At 71.3% G+C, this 8145-nt stretch carries 7 protein-coding genes; 6 read left to right on the top strand and 1 reads right to left on the bottom strand.

Annotated elements, in window-relative coordinates:
• From GD880_RS19315 to GD880_RS19305, 3 genes are all read left to right on the top strand, one after another.
• On the top strand, positions 1-1148 hold a 1148-nt coding region (locus GD880_RS19315), incomplete at its 5' end, for a Re/Si-specific NAD(P)(+) transhydrogenase subunit alpha (protein ID WP_152233232.1).
• A 3-nt stretch (positions 1149-1151) separates the two neighbouring features.
• Positions 1152-2600: a Re/Si-specific NAD(P)(+) transhydrogenase subunit beta gene (pntB, locus tag GD880_RS19310; RefSeq protein WP_152233231.1), complete on the top strand. Its 1449-nt coding sequence runs from the start codon at positions 1152-1154 to the stop codon at positions 2598-2600.
• A 62-nt stretch (positions 2601-2662) separates the two neighbouring features.
• Positions 2663-2896: a FeoA domain-containing protein gene (locus tag GD880_RS19305; RefSeq protein ID WP_152233230.1), complete on the top strand. Its 234-nt coding sequence runs from the start codon at positions 2663-2665 to the stop codon at positions 2894-2896.
• 134 nt (positions 2897-3030) lie between these two features.
• Here the strand turns inward: GD880_RS19305 and GD880_RS19300 are convergent, their stop codons facing one another.
• A complete protein-coding gene (locus GD880_RS19300; RefSeq protein ID WP_152233229.1) occupies positions 3031-3957 on the bottom strand; it encodes a LysR family transcriptional regulator in 927 nt (308 codons plus the stop codon).
• Positions 3958-4056: 99 nt separating this feature from the next.
• On the opposite strand from GD880_RS19300, the gene GD880_RS19295 reads away from it, so the two are divergent.
• The 3 genes from GD880_RS19295 to amaB all read left to right on the top strand — a co-directional run bounded on the left by GD880_RS19295 (position 4057) and on the right by amaB (position 8140).
• On the top strand, positions 4057-5229 hold the full coding sequence (locus GD880_RS19295; protein ID WP_152233228.1) for an NAD(P)/FAD-dependent oxidoreductase: 1173 nt from the start codon (positions 4057-4059) through the stop codon (positions 5227-5229).
• A gap of 74 nt (positions 5230-5303) precedes the next feature.
• A complete protein-coding gene (gene hglS, locus GD880_RS19290; RefSeq protein WP_152233242.1) occupies positions 5304-6611 on the top strand; it encodes a 2-oxoadipate dioxygenase/decarboxylase in 1308 nt (435 codons plus the stop codon).
• Positions 6608-8140: an L-piperidine-6-carboxylate dehydrogenase gene (gene amaB, locus GD880_RS19285; RefSeq protein WP_152233227.1), complete on the top strand. Its 1533-nt coding sequence runs from the start codon at positions 6608-6610 to the stop codon at positions 8138-8140. The genes hglS and amaB overlap by 4 nt, the downstream gene beginning before the upstream one ends.
• Positions 8141-8145: the final 5 nt, after the last annotated feature.

Genomic DNA, 8145 nt, shown 5'->3' with positions numbered 1-8145 from the left:
CGAACGTCGCGGGCTACCGGGCGGTGATCGAGGCGGCGCACGAGTTCGGCCGGCTGTTCACGGGCCAGGTCACCGCGGCGGGCAAGGTCCCGCCGGCGCGGGTGTTCGTGGTCGGCGCGGGGGTGGCTGGCCTGGCCGCGATCGGGGCGGCCGGGGCGCTCGGCGCCGTCGTGCGCGCCTTTGACGTGCGCCCGGAGGTGGCCGAGCAGGTGGAGTCGATGGGCGCGCAGTTCGTGACCGTCGAAGATCCGGCGATGGAGGCCGCAGCGTCGTCCGACGGCTACGCGAGGGAGATGACCGCCGCGCAGGCGGCGGCCACGGCCGCGATGTACGACACGGAGGCCCGGGCCGCCGACATCGTCATCACCACCGCGCTGATCCCGGGCCGCCCCGCGCCGCGGCTGATCACCGCCGAGACGGTGGCGGGCATGCGGCCGGGGTCGGTGATCGTCGACATGGCGGCGGCCTCCGGCGGCAACGTCGAGACGACCGTGGCCGACGAGCGGGTCGTGACCGAGAACCAGGTGACGATCCTGGGCTACACCGACCTCGCGGGCCGGCTCGCCGCCCAGACCAGCCAGCTCTACGGCACCAACGTCGTCAACCTGGTCAAGCTGCTCACCCCGGGCAAGGACGGCCGGCTCGTCCTGGACCTCGGCGACGTGGTCCAGCGGGGCATCACCGTCACCCGCGACGGGGAGTCCATGTGGCCGCCCCCGCCGGTCCAGGTCTCCGCCGCCCCCGCCGCCCCCGCCGCGCCGCCGGTCACCGGGATCGCGCCGGCGGCCCCCACACCGCCGCCGGACCCCAGGCGCCGGCTGTACGGCGCGGGGTTGGCGGCCGTGGCCTTCGCCGCCCTGGCGACCGCGTCCCCGCCGGCCTTCCTGAGCCACTTCACGGTGTTCGCCCTGGCGGTGGTGGTGGGTTACTACGTGATCTCCAAGGTCCACCACGCCCTGCACACCCCGCTGATGAGCGAGACCAACGCCATCTCCGGGATCATCGTCGTCGGCGGGATCCTCCAGGTCGGCAGCGACAACCCGGTCGTCGCGGCGCTCGCGGTCGTCGCGGTGCTGGTGGCCTCGATCAACATCTTCGGCGGCTTCTTCGTGACGCTGCGCATGCTCGACATGTTCCGGAAGGCCTGACCCGTGACCGATCTCCTCGCCTCCGAGCGCCTGGCCGGCCTCGCCCAGGCGGCCTACATCATCGCCGGCGTCCTGTTCATCCTGGCCCTGGCCGGCCTGTCGAAGCACGAGACCGCCAAGCGCGGCAACGTCTTCGGCATGACCGGCATGGCCATCGCCCTGATCGCGACGGTCGTGCTCGCGCTGCGCCAGACCGCGCTGCCCGGCTTCTCATCCTCGGTGCCGCTCACGCTGGTGCTGATCGCCGCCCCGATTGCGGTCGGTGCGGTCATCGGCATCTGGAAGGCGCGCACGGTCGAGATGACCGGCATGCCCGAGCTGATCGCGGTGCTCCACAGCTTCGTCGGCCTGGCCGCGGTGCTGGTGGGCTACAACTCCTTCCTCGGGGAGGTCACCGGCCCGGCCGGCAGCGGGATGGCGACCATCCACGCCGTCGAGGTGTACCTCGGGGTGTTTATCGGGGCCGTCACCCTCACCGGATCTGCCGTGGCCTACCTCAAGCTCAGCGCGAAGATGAGGTCCGCGCCGCTGGTGCTGCCCGGACGGCACTGGCTCAACCTCGCCGTCCTGCTCGTCTCGGCGGGCCTGCTGGTCTGGTTCGTCCTCGACGACGAGGGCGCCGCGCTCGTTCCCCTCGCGGTGATGACGGTGCTCGCGCTGTGGCTCGGCTTCCACCTCGTCGCCGCGATCGGCGGCGGCGACATGCCGGTGGTGGTGTCCATGCTCAACTCCTACTCCGGCTGGGCGGCGGCCGCGGCCGGCTTCATGCTGAGCAACGATCTGCTGATCATCACGGGCTCCCTCGTCGGGTCCTCCGGTGCGATCCTCAGCTACATCATGTGCAAGGCGATGAACCGCTCCTTCGTCAGCGTCATCGCCGGCGGCTTCGGCTCCGACGGCGCCGTCGCCGGCGTGGCACGCGACTACGGCGAGCACCGCGAGGTCCAGGCAGGCGAGGTCGCCCAGCTCCTCGCCGACGCGAAGTCGGTCGTGATCACCCCGGGGTACGGCATGGCGGTCGCCCAGGCGCAGTACCCCGTCGCCGAGATGACCCGCAAGCTGCGGGACAAGGGCGTCGAGGTCCGCTTCGGCATCCACCCGGTCGCCGGCCGCCTGCCCGGGCACATGAACGTCCTGCTCGCCGAGGCCAAGGTGCCCTACGACATCGTCCTGGAGATGGACGAGATCAACGACGACTTCGGCGCCACCGACGTCGTGCTCGTCATCGGCGCCAACGACACCGTCAACCCCGCCGCCCTGGAAGAGCCCGGCTCCCCGATCGCCGGCATGCCGGTCCTGCAGGTCTGGAACGCCAAGGAGGTCATCGTCTTCAAACGCTCCATGGCCACGGGCTACGCCGGCGTCCAGAACCCCCTGTTCTTCAAGGACAACACCCGCATGCTGTTCGGCGACGCCAAGGAACGCGTCGAGGACATCGTCAAGGCCGTCTGACCCCGGGTGAGAGCGGGACCATCGTCCCCCCAAGCCATGCCGGACGTTCCTAGCCTCGATCCATGAGGCTCTCGCAGTGCCGTGAGTGCGCCGAGGTGCGGGTGGTCGGCGTGGCCGGCGGGGCGGCCCTGCCGCCCCTGCTCAGGGTCGGGCTGCGTCCCGGCGTGCGCCTGCGGGTCACCGGCCGCGCCGCCTTCGGCGGGGTGGCGGTGGCCGTGGCCGGGGCCCGGATGGTCCTCGACGCCGCGACCGCCCGCCGGGTCGGCGTCGCGCTGATCCCGCAGCACGTGCGCTGATCAGGACAGCTGGTGCAACCCGCCCCAGCGGGGCACTGCGGTCTCGGGCAGCGCGCACAGGCCGATGGCAGACCGCCCGGCCGGCGTGCCTCCCGGCTCCGAGGCGCGCAGCGCGGTTGATGACCGAAGCAACGTCAAGACCGGTGACCGATGACAGGCACGGCCTGCGCGGCGACCTTTCTGATCACCTCGGTGACGGCGGCCACGGACCGTCGGGCGGATCCACCCTCGGGCTGCACCAGCACCAGGTGCCGCTCGACGCGCGCCTCGAGCTCGCTCAGGCACAGGGCGTCGGCCCGGGTGAGCCGCAGCATGAGCGGCGTCGCCAGCGCCACCCCGAGCCCCTGAGCCACCAGGGCCAGCGAGGTTGCGGTGTCGTTGACCTCGTGAACGGCCCGCGGCTCGAAACCGGCCTGCCGGCATGCGGAGCGGACGGCCAGGCCGAAGTGGGTGTGGGCGGGCGGGAGGATCCAGTCCAGGTCGGCGGCGTCGGAGAGCGCGACCCGTTTCGGCAGCGTGGCCGGACGTGCCGTCACCAGCGAGAACGTCTCCCGCTGGACCAGCTCGAGCGCCGTACCGCGCTCACGGGGGATGAGCGCGCTGGGATAGTCCAGGCCGAGGCCGAGGTCCACGTCGCCGCGAGCGACGGTGGACGTGATGTCGTCCACGGCGATCTCGTAGCTCTCCAGCGCCACGTCCGGAAGGCGGCTGGCGAGCTGCTCGACGATCGCGGGGAGCAAGCTCGCCGCCACGGTCGCGAACATCCCTAGGCGCACGGTGCCGGCGACCTTTCCGGACGTGTCATTGACCTGCTGGAGCGCCACGCGTTGGTCTTCGAGGAGGCGAGCGGCACGGGTGGCGAGGAGAAGGCCCGCGTCCGTCGGCACGACGTTACGGCCTCGTCGCGTCAGCAGCGCAGCGCCGACGGCGGACTCGAGCGTGGCGAGATGCTGCGACACGGCCCCGGTGCTGTAACCGAGCTTCTCCGCGGCCGCTGTCATCGTGCCGCGTTCGACCAGCGCGCAAAGCGATCGGAGCGCGGGCCACGGCAAGTCCACCATCCAGATAACTTAGACGATTCCGTCGACAAACTATCCATAGATCTTAATAGCGCTCACTCTGCAGAATGGGGGCCGCCGGAGGTTCGACGAAGGAGTCGCATGGCAGACACGGCGCATCAGCGGGGACCCCTGCCTCCTCACGCGGAGGTGGTGATCGTCGGTGGCGGCGTCATCGGCTCCTCTGTGGCGTTCCACCTCGCCGAGGCAGGGGTGGGCGTGCTGCTCCTCGAGCGCGATGCGCTCGCGTCGGGCAGCTCGGGCAAACCCATCGGTGGCGTGCGCGCCCAGTTCTCCGACCCCCTCAACGTTGCGCTCGGCGCAAGGAGCCTGACCCGTTACGCCGACTTCGCCAGCCGGCCGGGCGGCGACATCGGGCTGCGCCGGGTGGGATATCTCTTTCTCCTGCCGACCGACGCCGACGTCGAGCTTTTCAGGCACAGCGTGGCGATGCAGAACGCCCAGGGTGTGCCCAGCCGGATCATCGACATGGACGAGGCGCTGCGGCTTTGCCCCTATATCGACCGTTCGAGGTATGCGGCGGCCGCCTATTCTCCGGAGGACGGCTGGGCGTACCCGGAACGCGTGGTCGCCGGCTATGTCACCGCTGCGCAGCGGCTCGGCGCCCAGGTGCGCACCGGATGCGCCGTGGAGGAGATCGTCGTCGCGAACGGCGGCATCACCGCTGTCGTCACCTCGCGCGGCACGGTGTCGACCGGCGCCGTGGTCTGCTCGACCGGCGCATGGTCCGAGCGGATCGGCCAGATGGTCGGCGTCGACCTGCCGGTGGTGCCCGTGCGGCGCCAGATCGCCTTCAGCCCGCCACTCTCGCCCCGGCCGCCCGTCATCCCGTTCACCATCGACTTCGGCACCACCCTCTACTTCCACAACGCCGGCGAGGGCCTGCTCATGGGGATCGCCGACCCGGCGCAGGCGGTCGGCTTCGAGCGCGGATACGACGAGACCTGGCTCCCCCTGCTCCACGACTCCGCAGCCCGCTGCTGCCCGTCCCTCGCCGACATGGAGGTCGAGCGCGGCTGGGCTGGTCTCTACGAGATGACCCCGGACCACAACGCCCTCCTCGGAGAGGCCGCGTCGGTCGACCGCTTCCTGTACGCCACCGGCTTCTCCGGCCACGGGTTCGTCCAGGCGCCGGCGGTGGGTGAGGTGGTCCGCGACCTCTACACCGGCCGCGCTCCGTTCGTCGACGTCTCACCCTTCAGTGCCGATCGCTTCAGCCGCAGTGCCGCCGTGTCCGAAGCCAACATCATCTGACCGAGGAGGACTGTCCCGTGGTCGACGTCCCGCCGTGGCAGCTGCGTGCTGCCTTCGCCCGCAGCCTCTCCGACATGTACGGCACGGAGGTGCCCGCCTACACCACCCTGCTCGACGTCTCCCACCAGGTGAACGCCGACGTCGTCGCCCGGCTCGGCGCGGACGCCGAGCGCCTGGGCAGCATCGGCCGGGTCACCGCTGAGAGGCACGGCGCCATACGCGTGGGTACGCCCAGGGAGATGGCCCAGCTCGCGCGGATCTTCGGCGCCATGGGGATGTATCCCGTGGGCTTCTACGACCTGCGAGAGGCGGCGAGCAGCGCGGTCCCGGTCATCTCGACGGCCTTCCGTCCGATCGACGCCGAGGAGCTCGCGCTCAACCCGTTCCGGGTGTTCACGTCGATGCTGGCCCCGTCCGACCGCCGCTTCTTCTCCCCCGACCTCCAGCGTCGGCTGGAGACCTTCCTCGGCAAGCGCGAGCTCTTCCCGCCCGAGCTGCTCCGGCTCGCCGACCGTGCTGAGGCCGACGGGGGCCTGAGCGGCGCGGACGCCGAGCGCTTCCTCGAGCTGGCCACGGCATCCTTCGAGCTGTCGGCCGAGCCCGTGGACCGCGCCTGGTACGACGAGCTGGAGGCCGTCTCCGCCGTGGCCGCGGACATCGGCGGAGTCACTACCACGCACATCAACCACCTCACCCCGCGGGTGCTGGACATCGACGACCTCTACGCCCGCATGGAGCAGCGGGGCATCCGGATGATCGACGACATCCAGGGGCCCCCGCGCTGGGAGGGTCCCGACGTGCTGCTGCGCCAGACGTCCTTCCGGGCGCTGGAAGAGCCGCGCACGTTCCGGATGCCGGACGGTTCCGTCGAGATGGGATCGCTCCGGGTGCGTTTCGGCGAGGTGGAGGCGCGCGGCATCGCACTCACGCGGAAGGGCCGCGCGCTCTACGACGACGCCGTCGCTGCGGCGGACGAGCGCTCACGCGGGCTGAGCGCAGCGGAGCGACAGGACACCGCCCGCGAGGTCTGGCGCCGAGCGTTCCCCACGAGCGAGGCCGTCCTCGCCGCCCAGGGGCTCGCCTACTTCACCTACCGGGCCGACGGCGAGGACGTCGTCGCCGAGCCCATCGTCTACGAGGACTTCCTGCCGCGCTCCGCGGCGGGAATCTTCCAGTCCAACCTCACAGCAGAGGGTTCCAAGGACACCAGCCAGGAGGGCGCCGCGTTCGACGCTGACTGGATGGCCGGCGCGCTCGAGCGCGACCTGCACGACCCCTTCGAGCTCTACGCCAGGCAGAGCGAGGCGTCGCTGCGTGAGGTCGCCCAGCAGCACGGCACCACACCGGATGAGATCGTCTCGAACCTGGAGGTCCGAGCATGACCACGACATCGATCACCCACGACCTCGCTGCCACGGCGCTGGCGGCGCTCGAGCGCATCGGCGCGTCCGTCCCGACCGCCGGTGACGGCCCCACGCTGCACGCCCGGTCGCCCCTGACAGGGCAGAACCTGCTCGAGCTTCCCGCGGCCAGCGTGGCGGACGTCGACAGCGCCGTCCGTGCGGCCCACCGGGCGTTCCTCACCTGGCGCTCGGTGCCGGCACCGGTGCGGGGGGGGCTGGTCAAGCGGCTCGGCCAGCTGCTCACCGACCACAAGGCCGACCTGGCCGAGCTCATCACCATCGAGGCCGGCAAGATCACCTCCGAGGCGCTCGGCGAGGTCCAGGAGATGATCGACATCTGCGACCTCGCCGTCGGGCTCTCCCGCCAGATCGGCGGTCGCACCATGCCGTCCGAGCGTCCCGGGCACCGGCTCATGGAGACCTGGCACCCGCTCGGTGTCGTCGGCGTCATCAGTGCCTTCAACTTCCCGGCCGCCGTGTGGTCCTGGAACACCGCGGTCGCGCTCGTGTGCGGCGACCCGGTGGTCTGGAAGCCGTCAGAGATGACACCGCTGGTCTCGATCGCGTCCGCGGCGCTCCTGGACCGTGCCATCGCCGACAGCGACGCGCCCCGTGACCTCCACCGCCTCGTCCTGGGCGCGCGTGACGTGGGCGAGGCGCTCGTCCAGCACCGGCACGTGGCCTTGGTCTCGGCGACGGGCTCCGAGCGGATGGGAGCGCAGGTCGGTCCCCTCGTCGCGGCCCGCAACGGCCGCTACCTGCTCGAGCTGGGCGGCAACAACGCCGCCGTCGTCGCGCCGACGGCGGACCTGGACCTCGCCGTGCGAGGCATCGTGTTCGCCGCTGTCGGGACCGCCGGGCAGAGGTGCACCACGATGCGTCGGCTCATCGTCCACGAGGACATCGTCGATGACGTCGTCGCCCGCCTGGCGACGGCGTATCGCGGCTTGCCCGTCGGTGACCCTCGGGCCGAGGGCACCCTCGTCGGGCCGCTCATCAACGCCGCCTCGCGAGACAGGATGCGTGCCGCGCTCGAACGGGCGGTGGACGACGGTGGCACGGTCGTCGTGGGAGGCGAGACGGTCGAGGTGCCGGCGGCCCCCGGGGCCGTCTACGTGAGCCCGGCCCTGGTGCGCATGCCGCACCAGAGCGCGCTCGTCACGGAGGAGACCTTCGCGCCGATCCTGTACGTGATGACCTATCGGACGCTGGACGAGGCGATCGAGATCCACAACGGCGTGCCGCAGGGCCTGTCGTCGTCGATCTTCACGAGGGACCAGCGCGAGGCGGAGCGGTTCCTCTCCGAGGCGGGGTCCGACTGCGGGATCGTCAACGTCAACATCGGCACCTCCGGGGCTGAGATCGGCGGCGCGTTCGGCGGCGAGAAGTCCACCGGCGGCGGGCGGGAGTCCGGTTCCGATGCCTGGCGTGCCTACATGCGCCGCGCGACGAACACCGTCAACTACTCCGACGAGCTGCCCCTCGCGCAGGGCGTCAACTTTGCCTGACTCGA

Source organism: Georgenia ruanii (genome assembly GCF_009193175.1).
Lineage (GTDB): Bacteria > Actinomycetota > Actinomycetes > Actinomycetales > Actinomycetaceae > Georgenia > Georgenia ruanii.
The sequence above is the reverse complement of the archived record's forward strand: the minus strand, read 5'-3'. Positions and strand labels throughout refer to the sequence as shown.